This window comes from Arthrobacter sp. SLBN-112 (genome assembly GCF_030944625.1).
Lineage (GTDB): Bacteria > Actinomycetota > Actinomycetes > Actinomycetales > Micrococcaceae > Arthrobacter.
On sequence record NZ_JAUSXY010000001.1, the window covers coordinates 3111384 to 3133823 of the forward strand.

Consider the following 22440-nt stretch of genomic DNA (forward strand, 5'->3'; position numbering starts at 1 on the left):
CTCCCCTGACCGGGAAGGGCTCGCTGGCGCCAGGGTCAGGGCTTGCCTTGGCCCTTAGCCTTGCCCTTGGCTTCCTTCGCCGTGTTCGAACGCGCTGCTCCCGGAGCGTCGGGGGCGGCCACAGGTTCCGGCGCGACGGCTGCCACGGCAGGTTCAGCAGGAACGGGCCCGGTATCCACCGGCGCCCCGGACAGATCGGCCGCCGCTGCATCAGCCCCTGATGCTTCGGGAGGCGCCGCTGCCGCCACCTGCGCTGTGATGTCAGCACGGACTGAGGCCAATGCGCTTTCGATACCGTTGTACCGCTCGGCCGAAAGCCGCCCGTCCGCCGCCGCCTTGCCAAGGTCATTCTCCAGTGCCTGGAGCGCGGCCAAGGCGCCGTCCAGCCTGTTTTCGGCCGCCGCCTGGCTGATGCCCAGCACCCGGATTTGGAATCCGCGCAGCAGGCTTTGGTCGGTGCGCCCGGGACCGATGGCCGCTGCCCCTGCAACCAGCGAGGCCGCGACGGCGATGCACACGAGGATCAGGACACGCATTCCGCGGCGGCGGCCGGGCACGGCGCCCTCAGAGCGCGACGCCAAAGCAGGGTCGCTCCCGGTGACGGGCCCGCGATCAGGCCGCATGCCGGCCCCGGAGCGGGACGACGGATGCGGCCCGCAGGGGCAGGACGGTTACGGTGCCGGGGCCCGCACAGTCCTGCGGTGCCTGCGTCCCCCGCGAAGTGGAGGTTGACCGCGCCAGGACATGGCGCGCGCCTGCGCGGATCAAGGTGGTGAGGAACAGGCCGATCCCCATCCCGAGGAGCACGTGTCCTGCCGTGTAGTGCTGCACGGCTCCCGGGCCGCCCTCCGCTGCGACCGCCACGCCGCCAACGGTCAGCATCACCGACAGGGCCGTCCCTAAGATCACGCCCATGGCTCCTGCTCCATCCCATTTAGTCAGCACACTTACTTGTATTGCTCAGCAAGCTTACTACTTGACGGGATTGAATCAACAGCACGGACGGTTGCCACCCGGATGGCAGCCGCGCCCAAGAACCGAAGTGACCGGTCAGCCCGCGGCTTCCAGCAGGCGCTCCGCCGGCGCGATCCCTGCGTAGCGCCCCTTGAAGAACAACAAGGGCTCAGCGTCCACCCGGGCATCCAGATCCCGCACCGCAGCCACCACGATGGTGTGGTCGCCGCCGTCGTGCTCTGCGTGCAGTTCACAGTCGAGCCAGGCAAGCGCGTCATCCAGGACGGGGTTGCCCAGGGGCGACGACCTGTAGGTGACCCCGGCGAATTTGTCCGCCCCCGAGCGGGCGAACTGCCCCGCAAGGTGCTGGTGTTCGGCCGGGAGGATGTTGATGGTGAAGGAGCCGGCACGGCGCAGCACAGGCCACGTGGTGGACGTACGCGCCGGACTGAAGGTGACGAGCGCCGGCTCAAGGGACAGGGACGCGAATGACTGGCAGGTAAAGCCGGCCGGCCCCTCAGGGGCGGAACCGGTAATTACCGTCAGGCCGCTGGCAAAGGTTCCAAAAATATCCCGAAGCCGGCGCGGAGCGAGATCTGGTGTGGCAGTCATGATATGGCCTCTCGTTTGGATCGTTACCTCACCAAACCACCAGCGAATTGGCGCGTACAAGCCCTCTGACATGCGCCGACGCGCGCCGCAACGAAATGTCACGGGCCGTACACCCGGCGTCATCGAACCACGCTCCGGGACGTCCAGCATGTCTCCGCTTAACGCAACAAATGGTCTTCCTGGCTCAGCCCACGCAGGACCCGGCGTGTCCTTCAGGAGTGCTGGTCCAGTGCGGCCAGCAGCCGGCGGACGGAGCCGCCGAGGTTCCACTCGGCGGCCAACTGCTCCAGCTCGGCCCTGCGGTCGCCGGTCACGGGCCGCAGCTGGGCGCCCGCCTCGTCGAGGGTGGGCAGCTCCAGGGTGCGGACCAGGCGTACGACGGCGGGGGCTGCTTCCAGGTATTCGGCGGCGGCTTCCAGCCTGGCCCGGACCGGACCGGATACCCCGGGGCCGGGCTCATCCGCCGCTGCCAGCAGCCCTTCGAGGGTGCCGTACTTCAGCAGCAGGGATGAGGCTGTCTTCTCACCGATCCCGGCAACGCCGGGCAGCCCGTCGGAGGCATCCCCGCGCAGAGTGGCGTAGTCGGCGTACTGCTGGGGCAGGACCTTGTATTTGGCCACCACCGTTTCCTCGGTGACGACCTCGAGGTTCTTCATGCCGCGCGCCGTGTAGATGACCCGGACGTTGCGTTCGTCGTCGCACACCTGGAACAGGTCCCGGTCCCCCGTGACCACGTCCACCGGGAAGGCGGCATGGCTGGCATAGGTGCCCACGACGTCGTCGGCCTCATGTTCGGCTGCCCCCACGATGGCGATGCCGGCGAGCTCCAGGGTCCGGCGGATCATGGGCAATTGGGCCTCCAGGCCCTCGGGAACCACCTCGACGTCGGTCCCGCCCGGTACGGCCTCCGCCACGCGGTGGGCCTTGTAGGTGGGGATCAGGTCCACCCGCCACTGCGGCCTCCAGTCGTTGTCCCAGCAGGCCACAAGGTGGGTTGCCTGGTAGTCGGTGGTGAGCCGCGCGATCATGTCCAGCAGGCCGCGGACGGCATTTACCGGCGTACCGTCCGGCCGCCGGATGCTGTCCGGAAGGCCGTAGAAGGCACGGAAGTACAGGGAGGCAGTGTCGAGCAGCATCAGTCGCCGGGGCATACCTGATCCTGACACGGATTTGGCTTCCGGGGCTGCACCCGGCTGCGGATGCTGCGCGCGCTAGAAGGACGGGGTGGTGAATTCCATGCCCAGCAGGCCCCGGCCCGCCTGCTCCAGGATGGGGTCGATGCCCAGCGTGGGATGGCTCAGGAGCACGCTGACGTCGCGCTGGATGCGCTGCAGCGGATGGGACAGCCGGTGGACACTGCCGCCCGATCCGGCGACGGCGAGCCGGACCGCCTCCTGGGCTGCCTCCGCGCTGAGGGCAAGCGACAGCCGGAACGAGGCCCGCTCCCGCGCTGCCAGTCCCGACGCCGCCGGGCCTTCCGCGCCCAGCAGGGACAACGCCGCCTGCCAGTGCAGCTGGGCAGTGGCCACGAGCCCGGAAGCCTTGGCGTAGCGGGTTTGCGCCGGGACATAGTCTGCTTGACGGGTGCGAATGCCGTTCTTTTCCTTCTGGCGCAGCAGCTGGTCCCGGAACAGCTCCAGGGCATACTCCGCGGAGCCAAGGGCCGTGGCCGGGGCCACCAGGTTCAGCAAAGTGGACATCGGTGCGGAGATAAGGGGTTCCGGATGGAGCCGGGCGCCGGGGTTGCCCGGGCCGCTGAGCACGGTCCAGTCCATGACCCGGTCCGCCGGAACGAAGAGCGAGTCCGCGCGCAGGTCGTTGCTGCCGGTTCCCCTTAGCCCGTCCGTATGCCAGGCGTCCACCAGTTCCAGGTCTGCCAGCGGAACGAGCGCCTGCAACCGGACGCCTTCACGTTGCACCGCCAACAGGGCCCATTCCGAGTGCATGATGCCCGAGGCGAAGCTCCAGTGGCCCGAAATGGCATAGCCGCCGGGCGCCTTGCGCGCCGAACCTAAGGGGGCACTGGTTGCGGCGGCGAGCGGCATCAGGCCACCGGCAAAGACCTCGTCCTGTACCTTCCGGGGCCAGTGCGCCAGCATCCAGGCATGCTCGGCCAGGTGCCCGGCGGTCCAGGCCGTGGAGGCGCAACCCCGGGCGAGGCCCCTGATGGCTTCGCCGTAAGTCTGCGCGCCCAGGCCGTATCCGCCAACGCCTGCCGGTGCCAGGAGATGGAAGATTCCGGCGGCCCGCAGTTCCCGCATCGTCTCTTCCGGGAGGCGGCGCTGCCGCTCGGTCTCCTCCGCCCTGGCCCGCAGGCCGGGGACCAGGGCCTCCACGCGGCCCAGCATGCCCACGTGGCCGGGAGTATGGCGGGAACCGGCCGGCGCCGTGCGGACGACGGCGGCCTGGCCGAGCTCCAGCGTGTGTCCGGTCCGGTCCCGCTTGGCGGCGAGGTAGCGGGAGTTGGATTCGGAGAGGTGGACGGCGGTGGGGATCATTTCGCTAATGGCGATGCCGAGCGCGGCCAGCTGCGCAGCCTTGTCGGGATTGTTGCTCAACAGCCTGACTGAGGTGGCGCCCAGAGCGTTGAGCATCTGGGCTGCCGCCGTGTAATCCCGCTCATCCTCGCCATGGCCAAGCGCGAGGTTGGCGTCGTACGTGTCCAGGCCTTGGTCCTGCAGGGCGTAGGCATCGAGTTTCGAGTAGAGGCCAATGCCGCGGCCTTCCTGGCGGAGGTACAGCAGGAATCCCCCGGTGGCGGCAATGCGTTCAACGGCTTCCCGGAGCTGCGGTCCACAGTCGCAGCGCTCGCTGCCAAAAACGTCACCTGTCATGCATTCACTGTGCGGCCGGACCAGCGGCGCAGTGACGCCGCCCAGCAGTGCTTGTTCCCAGTCGCCCAGGGCCAGCAGCAGGTGTTCCCGGCCGTCCACCAGGCCATGGAAGGTCATGACGTCGGCGGAGGTGCCGTAGCCGTCGGCGAACCGGAGCGGGACGCTGACCCGGCTGCGGACGGCAGCAGCTGGCAGGGCGGAGAAATGCGGTGCGGAATGGGCAATTGCGGTCATTGCGGGCCTCGGCGATCATCATAAATGGTTGAAGATTAAAGTAAGTGTAATCTGCAGTAGTTCAAGCTTCAAGTATTTTGTCCGGAAAAGTCGCGGACTGGCTGGACGTTCGAATCAGACCGGTTTCGGCCCCGCCCTTGACCACCCGACCCGGCGGCCCCGATACTTCCATATGGTCCAACCACACAGTCCTTGACCGCTCCGTGGCTGGCGCCGGGCGGCGCGTTCACCGGTGGAACCCACCCCGCAACGAGAGCAGGATTCCGATGACCGGCAGGCAAACCACCATCAATGACAACGGAGCCTGGTGCTGGTTCCAGGACGAACGGGCCTTGGTGGATCCGGCCAATAACACCCTGCTGGTCGGTTCCGTGGCCGCTCCCGAAGGCGCCGGCGGTGACAGCCGGGGCGGGAACATCGAGATCGCGGTCCTGGACCTCGCCACCGGGGACAGCCAGGTCCACGTTGTCCACCGGAGGCTGGAGCCGGACGACCACAACGCCCCGGCGCTCCTCATCAGGCCTGACGGCCGTTACCTGGCGATGTACGCCAAACACAAGACGGACAACTATTCCCGCTGGCGGATCTCCACCCGGCCACATGACGCCTCTGAATGGGGCCCGGAAGGACACTTCGACTGGACCGGGCTGGCCGGCGGCCGCGGCGCAACCTACTCGAACCTGCACCGGCTCGCTGCGGAGTCCCGGGTGTACAACTTTGTCCGTGCCATCAACGATGACCCCAGCCTCATGGTGTCGGAGGATGACGGCACCACGTGGCGGTTCGGCGGAAAACTCTTCACCCGTCCCAAGATTGGCTACGTCAACGGCTACACCCGCTACCGCGGAAACGGCACGGACCGCATCGACCTCATCACCACGGACCACCACCCGCGGGACTTCAACAACAGCATCTACCACGGCTACCTCCGTGACGACGCCCTGCACGACGCCCAGGGGCGGGTGGTCAGCAAGCCGCTGATCGGCTCCCCGGGGATCAACCAGGCTGCCCTGACCACAGTGTTCGCGGCAGGCATGGAAATTGGCGGCGACATCCTTACCCACGGCTGGACCGTGGACCTGCGCGGCCGCGGGCAGGACCTGGCCGCCATCATCAGCTGCCGTGCCAACGACGTCAACGGCCCGCTCCAGCGGGAGCAGCCGCTCGACGTCGATGATCACCGCCTGCTGTACGCCCGCTTCGACGGGACGCAGTGGAATCTTTACCCGCTGGCGGCCGCAGGCGCGGCGCTGCTGCCGCACGAACAGGACTACACGGGCCTGGGCGCGGTGGATCCGCATGATCTGGACCAGGTGTACATCTCCACTCCGGTCAACCCGCGGACCGGGCAGGCCACCGAACACTACGAGATTTACCGGGGCCGGACGCTGGATGGCGGTGCCACCTTTGATTGGGAAGCGGTAACCGCAGGCTCCACGGTGGACAATCTCCGGCCTATGGTCCCGCCCGGGGATCCGTCCGTGCACGCTGTCTGCTGGTTCCGCGGAAGTATGGCCTCGTCCCAGGCCTATAAAACAGAAGTGGTGGTCCTGCAGTAATGCCGGCGCCTGCGGACCGCGGCAGGGGCCGGTGACCGAGTCTGATCGAATCGGCGCATACCGTTGACCCCGCGGCGACCCGTGCGTCAGGGTTGAAACGTTATTAGTGCCCGCGACCAGCCAGGAAGACAAATGCACCGCCCGGAGGAGATCCAACCCATACTGACGGTGTCAACGCTTGGGGCACCCGGCGAAAGCCTGGAAACGGTCCTGTCCTGGCTGGCCGGGCAGGCTGCACGGGGCGTGGAGCTGCGGCTGGGCAGCGGCGAGATCGCCGGCCCGGCCATGACCCGGCGCGAACGTTCGGAACTCCGGTCCAGGATCGAGGGTGCCGGCCTGGCCGTAACCGGAGTGGCCAGCTACATCAGGGTCGCGGAACCGGCTGCCGATGACCTGGTGGTGGGAGCGCTGGAAGCGGCATTGATCCTCGCCCATGATCTCGGCGCGCCGGCCGTCAGGGTGTTCCCCGGCGCCCCTGCACACCCTTGCGGGTACCACCGGGTTCCCGAAACCGTCCAACCCAGACAGGAAAGCAACGCCTTGGCAGCCGGGCGGCTCAACGCCGTCGTCCGCCTGGCCCGGGACCTGGGAACGTACCCGGCGCTTGAAACGCATGATTCCCACCCCCGCGGCAGCGACATCGCCGCCATCCTGGATATGGTCGACGGGCCGGTGGGCGCAGTATGGGACCTCATGCACCCGTGGCGGGTCGGTGAAACCCTCGACGAAACGTGGCGGGCCCTGCACCCCTGGCTCAGCCAAGGACCGGGCAGCGTCCAGGTCAAGGACGCCCGGCTGCCCGCCAGCCGGACCCCGGCGCTCATCGGCACCGGTACCCTCCCCGTCGACGCCTTTGCGGGACTGCTCCGGGACGCCGGCTACGCCGGCCCCGTCTGCCTGGAGTGGGAGAAAGCGTGGCACCCCGACGCACCCCGCCTGGACGAAGCGCTCGGATCCGCGGCGCGGTGGTTCCGGCGCCACTGGCCCGGCCCGTCCGGAGCCAACGACGCCGACCCGCCGTACCTTCCCGGCCCCAGGCCTTCCGTGGAGACATCATGAACGCCGACCCTGACCTGAACTTCGACTACTCCCCCTGGACCTTCCAAGGAGCAGCGTCAGCCGACGGGGGGCTCCTCGCCGTTGGCGACAGCCTCGATCCAATCCACGGCCCCGTCGGTAAGCCGGGGACGGTCAGCTGATTCTCCCGCCCACCATTCAGGATCGGTCGAGCCACCGGTGACGGCCATGATCTCCGTGACAACAGGGGGCGGCAAGGTCTCACCGTTGTGTTCAATGAGCCAGGCGCGCGTTTCCGCACCGACCAGCGGCCACCAGGTGGTCATCTTCATCACCGCAGTATGGCATTGACTATGCCGCGCGTATACACGGCGTCCGCGGGAACGAACGACGCCGGAAGCGCGCCGGGGCTGACAAGGGCCCCGCCCGGGCGGGACATCGCAGATGCAGGGACGAATGACTCTAGCGATGGACATTTGGCCGTGGTGGACTCCACCCCGGGGACCTATACAGAATCGAGGATTCCATGGCCAGGTGGCTAGTCAAGGGCGCGGCGACGGTGGGTGCCGGAACCTATTTTGGCTGGGACGGCTTCACCATCCAGTCGGGAAACCTCGTGGTGATCGCAGTGATGGTCATTCTGTTCGTCCTGGCCCTCGTCCTGCCGTTTCCCGGTGGGAGGGGGCGGAAGTGAGCACCCGGGCCAAGCCGGCGCCCGGCATGCCGGGGCAGGACGCCGACGCTCATACGTGGACGGGAAAGGCCCGCAGATGGTTGTTGGGGAAGCTTCCCCCGGACAAGCTCCTGCCCGAGGACCAGCCAAGCTATGTGATGTCGTGGGCCTATGTCTTCGGGATGGGGGCTGTCGCTTCGCTGGTGTGGATCATCGTTTCGGGGGTGGTGCTGGGACTGAACGGGCCCCAGTGGTATCACGTTTCCTCACTCGGCGGCTTCGTCAACAGCAGCCACTTGTGGAGCGTGGAACTGTTCTTCATCTTCATGGTGGTGCACCTCTGGCTGAAGTTCTGGATGGCGGCCTGGCGTGGTGGCCGGGTCCTGACCTGGATCACGGGCATGCTCTCGTTCGTTGTTTCCATCGTGGCGGCCTTCACCGGCTATCTCCTCCAAACGAACTTCGATTCGCAGTGGATTGCCTTCGAAGCCAAGGACGCGCTGAACTCCGTGGGGGTCGGCGCCTGGTTCAACGTGACCGACCTCGGACAGATCTTCGTGTGGCACATCACCTTGCTGCCCTTGGCGGTGGGGGCCGTGGTGGTCCTCCACGTCCTGCTGGTCCGGGTCCACGGCGTCGTGCCCCCGCTTGAAGCCACCGAGGACGACGCCCAGTTGCGCGACAGCAGCCCGGAGTCCGGTCATCCTGCCGAGCCCGGCCGGCCGGTGGGATCCGCCGCCCCTCGGAAATCAGCCGAACCCAAGGACGCAGCGCTGTGATCGGCAAGGGGCGCCGCCACCTCATGGCAGAAGAGGGACGACGTTGCCGGCAGGCCGTGGACAGGCCGTGTCCGCGAATATGACCTCCTCAAGGAAGTCACCATCGGTGTCGTGGTGGTTGGACTCCTGGTACTCGGCGTCTCGGCACTCTTCGGTGCACCTGATGAGCCCAGCGTCAGCCTCAAATCCTGGGCCGCCTCCGCCCCGGCGGACTTCGTTGCAACGGCGGCCAAGGAACTGGCCGGAACATCCGCCTCCGCAGGGTACGGGCCGCCGTACAACTCCGCTCCGGACGCATCGCAGAAGATTGGTCCGGTGGACCTCCAAAGCCTCTCGGGCGTCCGACTTCCAGTCGATACCGCCCATGACTTCGTGATTGGCCCGTTGGAGTCGCTCCCATCGCCCCCGGCCGCCCTGGCTGACTGGACAGCCGCCACGGACCAGCAACGCGCCGACTGGGCATCCGCCTATTCCGATGCCCTCGCCGCGGCCCCCGATAACGACCCCGCCAAGGTAGAGGACGGCTCCTACGGCCCGGTCCCCGCGCTGACCGGCGCTTTAGCTGACATGGCGCGGCAAGGAAGCCTGGACGGCGTGCTCCAGGGCGGTGGGACCTTCTACAACATGGACTACACGCGCAGCCTTCTGTTCCTCGGAGATGGCGGCTACTTCCCGGATCTTGCTGCAAGCCAGCACCTGTCCGGGGACCAGTGGGGCGTCATGAACGAGACCGGCGATACCCCGGGTCAGTCCTGGCTGTGGCTCTTCTCGCTCCTCTACCAGGTGGAACCGTTCAAGTCCTCCCCCAGCGTCGACGCACTGGCTGTGACCACGATGTTCGTGCTGACCGCGCTGCTGACGCTGCTGCCGTTCATCCCCGGCCTGAGGTCGATACCGCGGAAGCTGCCGGTCCATCGCCTGATCTGGAAGGACTACTACCGGAACCGCTGAGCGTGGCGATACCCAATCGGTTGACCCGTCCTTCGACCCGTGCGGAAATGCTAAGCCCCTGTTAGCATTTTCCTCACGTGCATGTGACCCGTGCCACAGGCATGTCGATTCGACGACCACAAGGGGTGCCCCATGGTGAATCCGCTGCAATGGCCCGTGTTGCGCCAGCTGCTCGAGAACGATCCCACGGGCAGACATCATGCCGTGAAGTCGGCCGCCACCGAAAACCTCACGCCCCGCATCACCGCCGCGGACCACGTGGTCCCCTCAGTCTGCCCCTACTGCGCCGTGGGGTGCGCCCAGCGGGTCTACGTCAAAGACGAAAAAGTCATCCAGATCGAGGGCAACCCGGACTCCCCCATCAGCCGGGGCCGGTTGTGCCCCAAGGGCTCGGCCTCGCTGCAGCTGACCACCGGGGACTCCCGCGAAAAGTACGTCCTGTACCGCCGCCCGCACGGGACTGATTGGGAACGGCTCGACCTCGAAACAGCGATGGACATGGTGGCCCAACGCGTGGTGGACACCCGCCGGAAGACCTGGGAATGGGAATCCGATGGCCTCCGCACCCGCCGCAGCATGGGCATCGCAAGCCTTGGCGGCGCCACCTTGGACAATGAAGAAAACTACCTGATCAAGAAGCTGTTCACTTCCCTGGGCATCGTCCAGGTGGAGAACCAGGCCCGGGTATGCCACAGCTCGACGGTGGCGGGCCTTGGCACGAGCTTCGGCCGGGGCGGCTCCACCACCTACCTCCAGGACCTGCAACGCGCCGACTGCATCCTCATCCAGGGATCCAACTTCGCCGAAGCACACCCCGTCGGATTCCAGTGGGTCATGGAAGCCAAGGAACGCGGGGCAAAAATCATCCACGTGGATCCACGCTTCTCGCGCACCAGCGCCATGGCCGATACGTTCGTTCCGATCCGCGCCGGTACGGACATCGCCTTCCTGGGCGGCCTGATCAACTGGGTCATTGGCCACGACGCCTACTTCCACGAGTACGTCGTCAACTACACCAACGCCGCCACCATCCTCAGCAAGGACTTCCGCGACACCGAAGACCTCGACGGCCTCTTCTCCGGATTCAACCCGGACGATTCCTCCTATGAAACCGAAACCTGGCAGTACGAGGGCGGCTACGCCGCTGCATCCTCCGGTGAACGGGACGCCGACGAGCAGGAAGGGAGCAGGCTTGGCGAATCCTCCCACGCCCAGTCCCACGGTTCCGGCGGCCCCGGCGTGGCCGGAAAATGGCACCGGGACGAGACACTGCAGGACCCGCGCTGCGTGTTCCAGGTCCTGCGCCGGCATTACTCGCGGTACACCCCTGAGATGGTGGAACAGGTGTGCGGGGTACCGCGGGCCTTGTTCGAGGAGGTGGCAGAGGCCATCACCAGCAACTCAGGCCGGGACCGGACCACGGCCTTCGCCTACGCCGTGGGCTGGACGCAGCACACCACCGGCACGCAGTACATCCGGGCCGCGTCGGTCCTGCAACTGCTGCTGGGCAACATCGGCCGCCCCGGTGGCGGGATCATGGCCCTCCGCGGGCACGCCAGCATCCAGGGCTCCAGCGACATCCCCACCCTCTTCGACCTGCTGCCCGGCTATCTGCCCATGCCGCACGCCAAGCAGCACCTGGACCTGGCCGGGTACGTGGAGGCGGACTCCGCCAAGCAGGGCTTCTGGGCCAACATGTCCGCCTACACCGTGAGCCTGCTCAAAGCCTGGTGGGGGGACGCTGCCACCGCGGGCAACGACTACTGCTTCGACTACCTTCCCCGGATCACCGGCAGCCACAGCACCTACGACACCGTCATGGCGCAACTGGAAGGAATCTGCAAGGGATATTTCCTCATGGGTGAGAACCCCGCCGTCGGCTCCGCCAACACCCACCTGCAGCGCGCCGGGATGGCCAACCTCGACTGGCTCGTGGTCCGCGACTTCTCGCTGATTGAAAGCGCCACGTGGTGGAAGGACGGCCCGGAAATTGCTACCGGCCAGATGCGCACGGAGGACATCGGCACGGAAGTCTTTTTCTTCCCCGCTGCAGCCCACACGGAAAAGGCCGGCAGCTTCACCAACACCAACCGCCTGGTCCAATGGCGCGAGCAGGCCGTGGAGCCGGAAGCCGACCGCCGCAGCGACCTCTGGTTCATCTGGCACCTTGGCAACCGCATCCGGAAGCTGCTGGCGGACTCGCGCGACGACGTCGACCGCCCCATCCTGGACCTGACGTGGGACTACCCCACCGTCGGCACCCAGGACGAGCCGGACGCAGACGCGGTTTTCGCCGAGATCAACGGCCGTGGTGCGGACGGCAGCCCGCTCTCGGCCTACACCGAACTCAAGGACGACGGCTCCACATCCTGCGGCTGCTGGATCTACTGCGGCTGCCGCGCCGACGGCGTCAACCAGGCAGCGCGGCGCAAACCCCACACCGAGCAGAGTATTTCCAGCCGCGAGTGGGGCTGGGCATGGCCGGCCAACCGCCGGGAACTGTACAACCGGGCCTCCGCCGATCCGGAGGGACGGCCATGGAGCGAGCGGAAGAAGCTCATCTGGTGGGACGGGGACGCCGGGAAATGGACCGGCGACGACGTCCCCGACTGCGAGCCGACCAAACCACCGTCCTACCGCCCCGACGAGGACGCCAAAGGCCCCGATGCCCTCTCCGGCGTGGACCCCTTCATCATGCAGTCCGACGGCAAGGGCTGGCTCTTCACGCCTGCGGGCCTGACCGACGGGCCGCTCCCCACGCACTATGAACCGCAGGAGTCCCCCTTCGACAATGCCCTCTACGGCCAAAACCGGAACCCGGTCCGGAAGCTCCTGAAGCATGACGGCAACCGGTACCAACCCAGTGGCCGGGAACCCGGGGCGGAGGTGTACCCGTTCGTGCTGACCACCTACCGGCTCACGGAGCACTTTACCGCCGGGGCCATGACCCGCTGGCTGCCCTACCTTGCCGAACTGCAACCGGAGTCGTTCTGCGAAGTGTCACCGGAACTGGCGGCCGAGCGGGGACTGACCAACAACGGCTGGGCCACCCTGGTCTCCGCCCGCGGAGCCATCGAGGCGCGGGTCCTGGTGACGGGTCGGATGAAGCCCCTCACCGTACAGGGCCGGACCGTGCACCAGATCGGGATGCCCTACCACTGGGGCCCCAACGGACTCAGCCGCGGCGATGCGATGAATGAACTCTCCTCCATCGCCATGGACCCGAACGTCCACATCCAGGAGGTCAAGGCATTGACGGTGGACATCCGTCCCGGGCGCCGGCCCCAGGGTCCGGCCTTGCCGTCTCTGGTGGCGGAATACCGCCAACGGGCAGGAATCGACGAGCACACAGGCCAGGAAGGAATCAAGGCATGAGCGTCACCCAGTTGGGAATGCCCGCCATCGGAGCACCCGGTGAAGCGCGCAAGGGCTTCTTCACCGACACCAGCCTGTGCATCGGCTGCAAGGCCTGCGAGGTGGCCTGCAAGGAGTGGAACTCGCTGCCGGCGGACAGGCCGCTGGAACTCACCGGCGAGTCCTTCGACAACACCTCCAGGCTCAGCGCGGACACGTGGCGGCACGTCGCCTTCATAGAGAAGAAGATTCCGGCTCCGGCGGCGGGCGGAACCGAGGGCATCAAGTGGCTCATGTCCTCGGACGTCTGCAAGCACTGCACCAACGCCGCCTGCCTGGATGTGTGCCCAACCGGTGCGCTGTTCCGCACCGAGCACGGCACGGTGGTGGTCCAGCAGGACATCTGCAACGGCTGCGGGTACTGCGTTTCAGCCTGCCCCTACGGCGTGATTGACCAGCGGCCCGACGACGGCCGGGCCTTCAAATGCACCATGTGCTACGACCGGCTGGGCGTCGGCGAAGAGCCTGCCTGCGCGAAGGCGTGCCCCACCCAGTCCATCCAGTACGGCGAGCTCGATGAGCTCCGGGAACGGGCCGACGCCCGCGTCGCGGAGCTCCATGAGCGGGGTGTGGAGGAGGCCCGGCTCTACGGCAGGGATCCCGACGGCGGTGTGGGCGGCGACGGCGCCTTCTTCCTGCTGCTCGATGAACCCGAAACGTACGGGCTGCCGCCGGACCCGGTGGTAACCACCCGGGACCTGCCTGCCATGTGGCGGCGGGCCGCCGGTGCTGCCGCCGGGCTCCTCGCGGGTGCCGCCGTCGTCTTCTGGGGAGCGAGGAAATGAGCCGGCGCCGGGAACGTGAGGAATTCACCTCCTACTATGGCCGCCCCATCCTCAAGGAACCCACGTGGGAGGCAGCCGACATCGCCGGGTACATCTTTGCCGGCGGCGTGGCTGCCGCCTCCTCACTGCTCGCCGCAGGCGCCCAATACAGCGGGCGGCCCGCCTTGGAGCGCCGGGCCAAATTCACGGCATTGACCGCGATCTCGGTGTCCGCGGCGGCCCTGGTGCATGACCTGGGCCGGCCGGAACGGTTCCTGAACATGCTGCGCGTGGCCAAGCCCACCTCGCCCATGAGCGTGGGCTCGTGGATCCTATCCGTTTACGGCCCGCTCGCCGGGGCGAGTGCGGCTTCCAACCTCACCGGACTGTTCCCGGGGGCCGGACGGGCATGTGGCCTGAGCGCGGCTGTCAGCGGCTCCGCGGTGGCCACGTACACGGCCGTGTTGCTGGCAGACACCGCGGTTCCCACCTGGCATGACGCCCACGAGGTCCTCCCCTTCGTGTTTGCCAGTTCGGCCGCGGCTGCCGGCGGCGGCATCGCCGCCGCCCTGGCACCCGTGGTGGAGGCCGGTCCTGCACGGCGGATGGCCGTTGCAGGTGCGCTGCTGGAAACGGTGATGAGCATGCGGATGGAAGGCAGCGGCCACCTGAGCACCGAGACGCTGCGGGAGGGCCGGGGCGGTACGTTGATGCGTCTGTCCAAGGCTTTCAGCATCGGCGGCGCGGTGGGGCTGGCGCTCGGCGGGCACCGTTCGCGCACCGTCAGCGTCGTGGGCGGCCTCGCCGTGGCTGCGGGTTCAGCCCTGCTGCGGTTCGGTGTCTTCGAGGCCGGAAAAGCGTCAACGCGCGACCCCAAGTACGTGGTGGTTCCCCAGCGGGAGCGCCTCAACGCAGCCGAAGCCGCCAGAAGTGAAGCGGCCGGCATCGAAGCGGCCGCCTAAGCCATCAGAACCAGTCACCGTCCGCGTAGGTGCTGCGAACGTGCGCCCGGAGGTATTCGCCCACCACCGCCGCGCCCAGGTCACCGACGTCGGGCGCCACCACGCGGCCGTCCACGCGGCGGGCCATCCGCTGGATGAAGCGTTCCAGTCCGGGATCGTTGCCGAGCCGGAAGAACGTGGTCTGGACCCCCATCCTTCCCAACCGGTCCAGTTCGCCAACGGTGGCACGGATAGTCTCCGCATCCGGCGGCCAGTTGAACCATGAGTCACCGTCCGGCAGCAGGTGCGCGGTGGGTTCGCCGTCCGTGACGACGAGCAGGACGGGCTGCATGGACGGGTGCCGGCGGAAGAAGCGGCCGGCCAGCAGCAGGCCGTGGTGCAGGTTGGTGCCCTGTTCCCGGAGCGCCGGCAGGGCTGTCAGTTCCGCGATGTCCATGGACTGGGCATAGCGGCCGAAGGTGACCAGCTGCAGCCGGTCGCCACGGAACCGGGTGGACACCAGGTGGTGCAACGCCAGCGCCGTGCGTTTCATCGGGACCCACCGCCCCTCCGCGGCCATGGAAAAGGACACATCCACCAGCAATGCCACGGCGGCCTGCGTCCGGGCCTCCGTTTCGGTCACCTCGATGTCTCCGACAGCGAGGCGCAGTCCGCGGGCCGGATCGCCGCCGTCGGCCATGGTGCGGCGGATGGCGTTGGTCAAGGTGCGTGTGACATCCCAGGGCTCGGCGTCGCCGAACTCCCACTGCCGGCTGGAACCGGCCTGTTCCCCCGCTGCCCCGGCGGTCCGGGTGTCCCTGTTTCCCTGCCGTCCGGAGAGCTGTTTTGCGGTGTCCCGGAGCAGCGACTTCCCCAGCCGGCGCATGGCCTGCGGGGACAGCCGGAGGTCGCCGTCGGCACCGCGACGCAGGTAGCCGCCGTCGGCCATGGCCCGCTCGATTTCGGCCAAGGTGCGGGCGCTGACTGCCGCACCCTCACCAAGTTGCCGGGCCAGCGCGTCAAGGTCAAGGTCATCGAGCCGGGACCCGTTGTAGGACTGGGACAGCTGTTCGGAGAGTTCGTCCAGTTCGGCGATGTCCTGCAGGACGCCGGTGCCGTCGCCGAGGCCGAGTCCTTCCTGGCCCTCGAACCGTTCCGATCCGTTCCAGTCCTCCCCTGGACGCAGCGCCTGCAAGGAGGCGTCGAGTTCGCTGAGCTGGGCCATCAATTCCGGCGAGCCGAAGGCCTGGGCGGACAACCGCATCAGTTCCCCGCGCTGTTCGGGGGACATGGATTGCAGGAGCCGCTGGGCCGCTGCGGCACGTTGCGCCAGGGCATCCACCAGTTCTTCCACTGATTGCGGGTTCTCCGGAAAGAACTGGCCGTGCTTGGCCATGAACTCCTGAAAATCGGCCTCGGTGTCTTCGCCGCGGCGGTGCTTCGCCATCAGCCCGTTGAGGTCCCGGAGCATGGCACTGACGGCCTCGCGGTCCTCATCGGTGGCACTCTCCAGCGCGTGTTTCATTCCGGCGAAGCGCTGTTCCAGGACCTCCCGGCCCAGCAGGTCCTTGATCCGGTCGTACGCTTCCTTCGCGGTTGCGGACTGCCAGTCGTAGGACGCGAGCTCGTTGACCGCCGCGGCCGTGGAGGGCGGAAGGTTCTGGAGCTGCATCTCCCGGAAGGCGCGTTCTGTGTTGTCCATCATGGCGTCCCGGGCCAGCTGCTTGCGTTCCTCCAGCACGGCGGTATCCAGGAGCTTCTTCACTTCGTCCAGGGTGCCGTCCAGCCGGTGCCGGCTGAGCAGGTCGCGCCGCCGCTCCTGCACGCGGCGGGCAAGCTCGTCCAGGCCGTCACGGTTCCGTCCGCCGCGCCGCAGGAACTCCTGCAGGGCATGCCGCGGCGAGTAGCCTGCCATCACGTCTTCGGCGACGGCGTCGAGCACCTCCGCCAGGTCCACCGGCGGAGCCAGCGGGTCCGGACCGCCGGTGTACCGGCCGTACTTGGCGGACCTCTTGTGGATGGCCATGTTGCCTCCTGCGCCTAACCGTAAATGGTTTCCTCATCGTCGGACTCCTTGGAGATCCGCCGGCCCAGGTAGAGCCCTTCGAGGGCAAGTTCGACGGCGGCGGCCCACTGTCCGTCATTCGTCGCACCCAAGCGGCGGCCGATTTCGTCGTAGAGGCCGGATCCGTTCAGGGACGGGAGGTTGCCAAGGAACTCCTGTGCGGTGACCTGCTCGCCGGTGGTGACGGTCCGGTGACCGTCCAGCGCGGACACAAGCGGACCCATGTCCAGGCCCTGGAAGTGTGCCCTGACGGCCTCGGCCGTGGCGGTGCGGAGGAGGTGATCGAGAATGCCTTGCTCCCGGCCTTCCTCCCCCGATTCGAACTCGATCTTGCCGGTCAGGACTTCCACGGCGGGTTCGAGGTCGATGATCCGGGCAACGGCCTGGTCCTCGCCGCGCAGCCGGGCCCGGCGGAGCGCGGAGGCGGCCACCGTTTCGGCGCCGGCGATGGCGAACCTGGCCGAGACTCCGGAGGTCTGGTTGATGGCCGGGGACTCGCGCAGTGCCCGGGTATAGCGGGCAAGGATTTCCAGGATGAAGGGCGGGACGTCAGCCACCAGCCGGCCCTCCTGCCGGATGACCGAGACCTCGTCTTCCAGTTCGATCGGGTAATGCGTCCTGATCTCGGCGCCGAAGCGGTCCTTCAGCGGGGTGATGATCCGGCCGCGGTTGGTGTAGTCCTCCGGGTTGGCGGAGGCGACAACAAGCACGTCGAGCGGCAGCCGCAGCACGTAGCCGCGGATCTGGATGTCCCGTTCCTCCATCACGTTGAGCATGGACACCTGGATGCGCTCAGCAAGGTCAGGGAGTTCGTTGATGGCGATGATGCCGCGGTTGGACCGCGGAATCAGGCCGTAATGGATGGTTTCCGGGTCCCCCAGACGGCGCCCCTCGGCAACGCGCATGGGGTCGACATCGCCGACGAGGTCCGCCACGGACGTGTCCGGCGTTGCGAGCTTCTCGACGTACCGCTCTGAACGGTGCCGCCAGGCGATCCTCAACCGGTCTCCGTCGGCGCGGACGCGGGCCCGGGATTGTTCGGTGATCGGTTCGAAGGGGTGCTCGTTCAGTTCCGAATCCTCGATCACCGGGGACCATTCGTCCAGCAGCCCGGCAAGGGTACGGAGAAGGCGGGTCTTGCCCTGTCCGCGCTCACCCAGCAGCACCAGATCGTGTCCGGCGATCAGGGCACGCTCAAGCTGGGGAAGGACGGTCCGGCTGAACCCGTAGAGGCCCGGCCACGGGTCACGCCCTTCCGCCAGGGCGGCGAGGAGATTGTCTCTGATTTCGCGCCGCAGGTCCTTCAGGACGTGTCCTGCTGCGCGGAGTTCACCAACGGTGTAGATTTCGGGGCGGTCAGTCACTCCTCTACCGTAATCCCCACCTTGTGGCTAATCGAGAGATTCCTCCAGATTCCTCCCTGGTCCCGCCATGCGGCTTAGTCTGGTTGCTGATGGCTGCGGAGAACACACTGATCCTCCTGGTGCGGTACGGCTGGACGCCCACCGCCGGTACCGTCCTGCCGGGGCTGGCCCCGGGGCGTGAACCCGGCGCCGAAACGCCTGAGCGGGCTGCGGTCCGCGTGATGGCCAACGGATGCGTACGGGGAACCTGGTGTCCGGGCCGGAACTGACCCTCCTCACCGAGGGGCGGGTGGAGGTCCTGGGCCGCATTATGAGCGGCAGCAATGCCACCTTCCTGGCGGAAGTTTCCTGCGGCGGGGACGCGGCCTGGGCGGTCTACAAACCGGAAGCCGGGGAACGGCCACTCTCGGATTTCGATGCTGGCCTGTACCGGCGGGAGCGCGCCGCCTACCTGCTCAGCGAAGCCTTGGGATGGGGAATCGTGCCGCCCACTGTGGTGCGCGCGGACGCGCCGCTGGGGGTGGGGTCACTCCAATGGTTCATTGAGGGCGACCACCAGGAACATTACTTCACCCTTTACGAGGACGCTCCAGAAACGCATCCGGCACTGGCGCAAATTGCCCTCTTCGACTACGTGGCCAACAACACGGACCGCAAGAGCGGGCATGTGCTGCGGGGGCCTGACGGCCACATCTGGGGTATTGACCACGGCCTGTGCTTCGCGGTGCCCTTCAAACTGCGCACGGTGATCTGGGAGTTTGCGGGCGACCCCATTCCGCAGGCCCTGCTCGATGACATCGGCCTGCTGGCGGGTGCCGTGCCCGGGGAGCTTGCGGCGCTGCTTGACGACGCCGAAGTGTCGGCCCTCCAGCGCAGGGTCCAGCGGATACTGCGGGAAACGGTGCTGCCCGTGGACCGCACCGGCATGCGCTACCCCTGGCCGCTGGTGTGAGCGGGCATCACTGCGGTTCCGGGCGCCCTTGCACGGCCGCCGCGGCCGCCGGCGCTGCCTGCTCGAGGTAGGCGCCGATGTGCTCCAGCAGGTAGTGCTGCCCGGCCACGGTGGGGTGGTCGCCGTCGGGGCCGATCAAGGCATCGAAGTCGCTGCTGATCCAGCCCTCGGCGATGGGGTCCACGAACTCACCACCGGCGCGGGCCGTGGCGGCTTTGAGCTGGCTGCTGATCTCCAGGAGCCCGGGGTCCGGGTCAGTTGAGTACGACGGCGGTCCCACCACAATGATTTTGGCCTCGGGGGCCAGCGTCTCGGCCCGGTCCATTGCAGCGAGGGCGGCGTCGCCGATCTCATCGGAGGTGTAGCCGAGGTCGTTCTCCGAGCCGAAGAACACCACGATGCCAGTGTTTGCGTTGACGAGCTCTTCGACCTGGGTGCCAAAGGTTCCGTCAAAGTCGCCAGGGCTGACGTAACCACTGCCGTCCTCTGCGGCGTTGACCACTTCCAGGCCGGCGCCCACGGGGTCGTGGCGCATCAGGGCCGGCCAAGCCTCCTGCGGCGAGGTTCCGTGGCCTGTGCTTAGTGAGTCCCCGACCACCACCACCCGAACCGGGGCCTCGCCCGTGGCGCGGGGCTGGGTTTGCGCCGCGCTCCCGGACGTGACGGCCAGGAGCATGCAGAAGGTACCGGCGGCCAAGACCCTGGCTGGATGCCCGCGAAGCGGCACTTGGTGTTGCATGGGTGCCGCCTCCTGCCTGGAATCGGGCGACGGCTAAGTTGCCGGCCGCCACCTCATTGTCGGTTGTCCATGTCCCATCGTAGGCATTCAGTGAGGATACTGTAGTGCCGGCGGGGCCGTTGCGACAGATCACACAGCAACTCCACAGGTAATTCATACGTTTGGCCACGGCGCCTGCCGGATGGCCGGTCCCATCCGGCGCGCCTTGGTGGGGCGGGTGGCTCCATCGGCTGACAGGCCTGCCCCCTAGAACTTGCCGTACCTGGCCCGCGCCATGGAGTACACGCCGTAACAGATGAGGCCTGCGGCGATGGCTGCGAGCAGGAACACGCCGTACGGTTGTGAGCCGAGTGTCTTCAGGCCGCCGTCCAGGCCCGAAGACTTGGACGGGTCGGCAGTTGCGGCGGCCACGATGATCAGCACACCGACGACGGCGAGTACCACTCCCTTGGCGATGTAGCCGATGGTGCCGATCCACTGGACAACGGTGCGGGCATTTCCGGGGTCTTGCAGGTCTTCCATGAACTTTCGGGTGAAGCCCTTGTAGGCGTAGTAGGCGCCGGCCCCGATGATCGCCAGGCCGACGGCGACCACCAGCACCACTCCGGCCGGTGCGCCCATCAGCTTGGCGGTGAAATCACTGGCTGACTGGCTGGAACTCTTGGAGCCGCCGGCAGCGAAGACGCCGAACGTGAAGGCAAGGAAGCCGAACACCACGGCCTTCCCTGCAGCGGATGCCGCCTCCTTCAGCTTCTTCTTCGAGTCGGTCCCGGCGCGGGCACCGAACACGGCCTCGCTGACCATCCACAGCGCCAGCGCCGCGCAGGCGACAGCCCCTGCCCAGAGCAGGATCACGCCGCCGGGCTTTGAGGCAAGGGATCCGATCGCCCCGGACTGGTCCGCTTCGCCGCCCCGGCCGCTGTTGACCTGCAGGGCGATGGCCCCAATCAGCACGTGGACCAGGCCGATGAACACGAAGCCGGCACGGGCCAGAATGCGTAACGCCGGGCTGCGGCTTGCCGATGCCGCCTCTGATACTGCCCGGTTAGCTCCCTGCGACGCGTTGCCCATGGTGGTCCACCCTTCCAGCTATGTAGTTGATCTTCAGTTCCCCGCCAGCTCCCCCCCTGCCGCAACGTGTCGCGGAATGCTTCAGTGTAGATCCGCCGGCACCATCCCGACAGGCCCCCGATGCGGCCTTTGCACGCGCCTGACCGGCGGGTATGCCTAGCGCGCCGGCTGGCAGAGCCTGTCCAGCGCCTCGTTGAGAGTGGACTCGATCTGACCGTTGAGCAGGTCCCGCCGACCGGTGCTGGCGGGGTCCTCCACCTCGCCGGGCATGGGCGCCGCCGTGACGGTCATCGCCGCCTGGTACCGCCCGTCGTCGCTGCTGACGGCAACGGTCTGGAAGTCCCGGAAGGAGCCCTTGCCTTCCTGCCGCATGGCTGGTGAACACTGGTCGGCGAAGCGCCACAGTCCCAGCCCGAACCGGCCAAAGCCGGGGCTGGTCTTCATTGCCCGGAGCGAGGACGGGGAAACGGCCCGTCCCTGGAGGAGGGCAGCCATGAAGAGATTCAGGTCCGCCACCGTTGACACCACTCCTGACGCCGGGGAGCCGGCGACGGACGCGTCGTCAGTGGTGTCGATGCGGTCGCCGTGGAGGGTGACATAGCCATGGAGGAGATTGGGGGCACCGCGGGCCGGACGGTCCAGGGTGCTGTCCTTCAGTCCCAGCGCGGAGAACACCTGCTCCTGCATGACCTGCGTGAACGGCTTATGGCGCAGGGCCTGCACCACAAGGCCAAGAACGAGGTAGTTCGTGGTGGAGTATTTGAACAATCCGACGTCGGAGGCGGCCCAGGGCAGCGTCCCGGCGGCCTGCACCTGCTGCTCCAAGGTGGCGGTGTGCGTCAGCGCGGGGCGGAAGTCCACGTCACGGGGCAACGCCGCGGCGGCGTCGGGCATCCCGGAGGTGTGGCTGAGCAGTTGGCGCACGGTGAGTGGTCCGGGTGGCTGCAGGAGATCCGTGAGTTCCGGGACGGCGTCACTGACCGGTTCGTCGAGGCCGATGAGGTGGTCGTCCACGAGCTTGAGCACTGCGACGGCGGTCATGGCCTGGGTGACGCCGGCTATCTGCACCCTGTCCGTGGGCTGCGCCGGGTCCAGGGAGTCGAGGTCGCGCACGCCAAAGCCCTGCGACCATTCGCCTCCAGGCCAGCGGACCTGGACGACGACCGAGACGGCGCCCTGGTCAAGGAACAGCTGGATCTGCTGCACCATGGGCTCAAGGGCAGGCGGAAACGTCCCGGGCGGGAGGGAGTCGTCAGTATAGGTGCAGCCGGAGACGGCGAGGGCCACCGCGAGCGCCGCCCGCCTCACGATGCGGTTTTTCGAGCCCACAACTAATGGTAGGCGCCCTCCGCCTTATTGACATGCGGGTGGCGCTGCCCATAATTGGTGGCAGCACTTCAGTGAGACCGGAGAATGGCATGGCGCGTTTGGTGAGCTCACTGCTGAGGCCCCGCAACAATTCAGAGCAGCGCGGACACGACCTTCTGGTCCACACCGACGCCCACGAGCGGCAGGCG

21 protein-coding genes are annotated in these 22440 nt (G+C 67.4%); 10 read left to right on the forward strand and 11 right to left on the reverse strand.

Annotation, left to right across the window (positions count from 1 at the left end; all coding sequences use genetic code 11):
* Positions 1–35: 35 nt before the first annotated feature.
* The 5 genes from QF050_RS14590 to ribA all read right to left on the reverse strand — a co-directional run bounded on the left by QF050_RS14590 (position 36) and on the right by ribA (position 4634).
* Complete coding sequence (locus QF050_RS14590) at positions 36–581, reverse strand: hypothetical protein (RefSeq protein WP_308931055.1); 546 nt, start codon at positions 579–581, stop codon at positions 36–38.
* A gap of 31 nt (positions 582–612) precedes the next feature.
* Positions 613–915, reverse strand: coding sequence for a hypothetical protein (locus QF050_RS14595; RefSeq protein WP_308931056.1), 303 nt, complete (start codon positions 913–915; stop codon positions 613–615).
* A gap of 135 nt (positions 916–1050) precedes the next feature.
* A complete protein-coding gene (locus QF050_RS14600; protein WP_308931057.1) occupies positions 1051–1566 on the reverse strand; it encodes a flavin reductase family protein in 516 nt (171 codons plus the stop codon).
* A gap of 212 nt (positions 1567–1778) precedes the next feature.
* A complete protein-coding gene (locus QF050_RS14605; RefSeq protein ID WP_308931058.1) occupies positions 1779–2717 on the reverse strand; it encodes a 5'-3' exonuclease in 939 nt (312 codons plus the stop codon).
* A 60-nt stretch (positions 2718–2777) separates the two neighbouring features.
* On the reverse strand, positions 2778–4634 hold the full coding sequence (gene ribA, locus QF050_RS14610) for a GTP cyclohydrolase II RibA (protein ID WP_308931059.1): 1857 nt from the start codon (positions 4632–4634) through the stop codon (positions 2778–2780).
* Positions 4635–4900: 266 nt separating this feature from the next.
* On the opposite strand from ribA, the gene QF050_RS14615 reads away from it, so the two are divergent.
* Together QF050_RS14615 and QF050_RS14620 are read left to right on the forward strand one after the other, a co-directional pair.
* Positions 4901–6193: a BNR-4 repeat-containing protein gene (locus tag QF050_RS14615; protein ID WP_308931060.1), complete on the forward strand. Its 1293-nt coding sequence runs from the start codon at positions 4901–4903 to the stop codon at positions 6191–6193.
* A gap of 132 nt (positions 6194–6325) precedes the next feature.
* A complete protein-coding gene (locus tag QF050_RS14620) occupies positions 6326–7252 on the forward strand; it encodes a sugar phosphate isomerase/epimerase family protein (protein ID WP_308931061.1) in 927 nt (308 codons plus the stop codon).
* Positions 7253–7308: 56 nt separating this feature from the next.
* On the opposite strand, the gene QF050_RS14625 is transcribed toward QF050_RS14620, so the two are convergent.
* Positions 7309–7542, reverse strand: coding sequence for a hypothetical protein (locus tag QF050_RS14625; RefSeq protein ID WP_308931062.1), 234 nt, complete (start codon positions 7540–7542; stop codon positions 7309–7311).
* A 194-nt stretch (positions 7543–7736) separates the two neighbouring features.
* On the opposite strand from QF050_RS14625, the gene QF050_RS14630 reads away from it, so the two are divergent.
* From QF050_RS14630 to nrfD, 6 genes are all read left to right on the forward strand, one after another.
* Positions 7737–7904 carry a hypothetical protein gene (locus QF050_RS14630; RefSeq protein WP_308931063.1) on the forward strand — a complete coding sequence of 56 codons (168 nt, stop codon included), beginning with the start codon at positions 7737–7739 and terminating at the stop codon, positions 7902–7904.
* Positions 7901–8662, forward strand: a complete 762-nt coding sequence (locus QF050_RS14635; protein ID WP_308931064.1) for a cytochrome b N-terminal domain-containing protein — start codon at positions 7901–7903, stop codon at positions 8660–8662. Before QF050_RS14630 ends, QF050_RS14635 begins: the two co-directional genes overlap by 4 nt.
* 111 nt (positions 8663–8773) lie before the next feature.
* Positions 8774–9613, forward strand: coding sequence for a hypothetical protein (locus tag QF050_RS14640; RefSeq protein ID WP_308931065.1), 840 nt, complete (start codon positions 8774–8776; stop codon positions 9611–9613).
* A 132-nt stretch (positions 9614–9745) separates the two neighbouring features.
* Positions 9746–12988: a formate dehydrogenase gene (fdh, locus tag QF050_RS14645; protein ID WP_308931066.1), complete on the forward strand. Its 3243-nt coding sequence runs from the start codon at positions 9746–9748 to the stop codon at positions 12986–12988.
* Positions 12985–13812, forward strand: coding sequence for a 4Fe-4S dicluster domain-containing protein (locus QF050_RS14650; RefSeq protein ID WP_308931067.1), 828 nt, complete (start codon positions 12985–12987; stop codon positions 13810–13812). The genes fdh and QF050_RS14650 overlap by 4 nt, the downstream gene beginning before the upstream one ends.
* Positions 13809–14753 (forward strand): NrfD/PsrC family molybdoenzyme membrane anchor subunit, encoded by a 945-nt coding sequence (nrfD, locus tag QF050_RS14655; RefSeq protein WP_308931068.1) that lies wholly within the window; start codon positions 13809–13811, stop codon positions 14751–14753. The genes QF050_RS14650 and nrfD overlap by 4 nt, the downstream gene beginning before the upstream one ends.
* A 4-nt stretch (positions 14754–14757) precedes the next feature.
* Here nrfD and QF050_RS14660 read toward each other — a convergent pair whose 3' ends face one another.
* On the reverse strand, positions 14758–16758 hold the full coding sequence (locus tag QF050_RS14660; protein ID WP_308931069.1) for a VWA domain-containing protein: 2001 nt from the start codon (positions 16756–16758) through the stop codon (positions 14758–14760).
* A gap of 14 nt (positions 16759–16772) precedes the next feature.
* Complete coding sequence (locus tag QF050_RS14665) at positions 16773–18161, reverse strand: sigma 54-interacting transcriptional regulator (protein ID WP_308931070.1); 1389 nt, start codon at positions 18159–18161, stop codon at positions 16773–16775.
* 89 nt (positions 18162–18250) lie between these two features.
* Between QF050_RS14665 and QF050_RS14670 the strand changes: the two genes are divergently transcribed.
* Together QF050_RS14670 and QF050_RS14675 are read left to right on the forward strand one after the other, a co-directional pair.
* Entirely contained in the window at positions 18251–18430 is a 180-nt protein-coding gene (locus QF050_RS14670) for a hypothetical protein (RefSeq protein WP_308931071.1), read from the forward strand.
* Entirely contained in the window at positions 18394–19113 is a 720-nt protein-coding gene (locus QF050_RS14675; protein WP_308931072.1) for an SCO1664 family protein, read from the forward strand. The genes QF050_RS14670 and QF050_RS14675 overlap by 37 nt, the downstream gene beginning before the upstream one ends.
* 7 nt (positions 19114–19120) lie before the next feature.
* Here QF050_RS14675 and QF050_RS14680 read toward each other — a convergent pair whose 3' ends face one another.
* The 3 genes from QF050_RS14680 to QF050_RS14690 all read right to left on the reverse strand — a co-directional run bounded on the left by QF050_RS14680 (position 19121) and on the right by QF050_RS14690 (position 22252).
* The gene (locus QF050_RS14680) at positions 19121–19852 is read right to left on the reverse strand and encodes an SGNH/GDSL hydrolase family protein (RefSeq protein ID WP_308931073.1); all 732 of its coding nucleotides are present in this window, start codon (positions 19850–19852) and stop codon (positions 19121–19123) included.
* 246 nt (positions 19853–20098) lie between these two features.
* Complete coding sequence (locus QF050_RS14685) at positions 20099–20923, reverse strand: DUF1206 domain-containing protein (RefSeq protein WP_308931074.1); 825 nt, start codon at positions 20921–20923, stop codon at positions 20099–20101.
* Between the two features lie 156 nt (positions 20924–21079).
* Entirely contained in the window at positions 21080–22252 is a 1173-nt protein-coding gene (locus QF050_RS14690; RefSeq protein WP_308931075.1) for a serine hydrolase domain-containing protein, read from the reverse strand.
* Between the last annotated feature and the right edge of the window lie 188 nt (positions 22253–22440).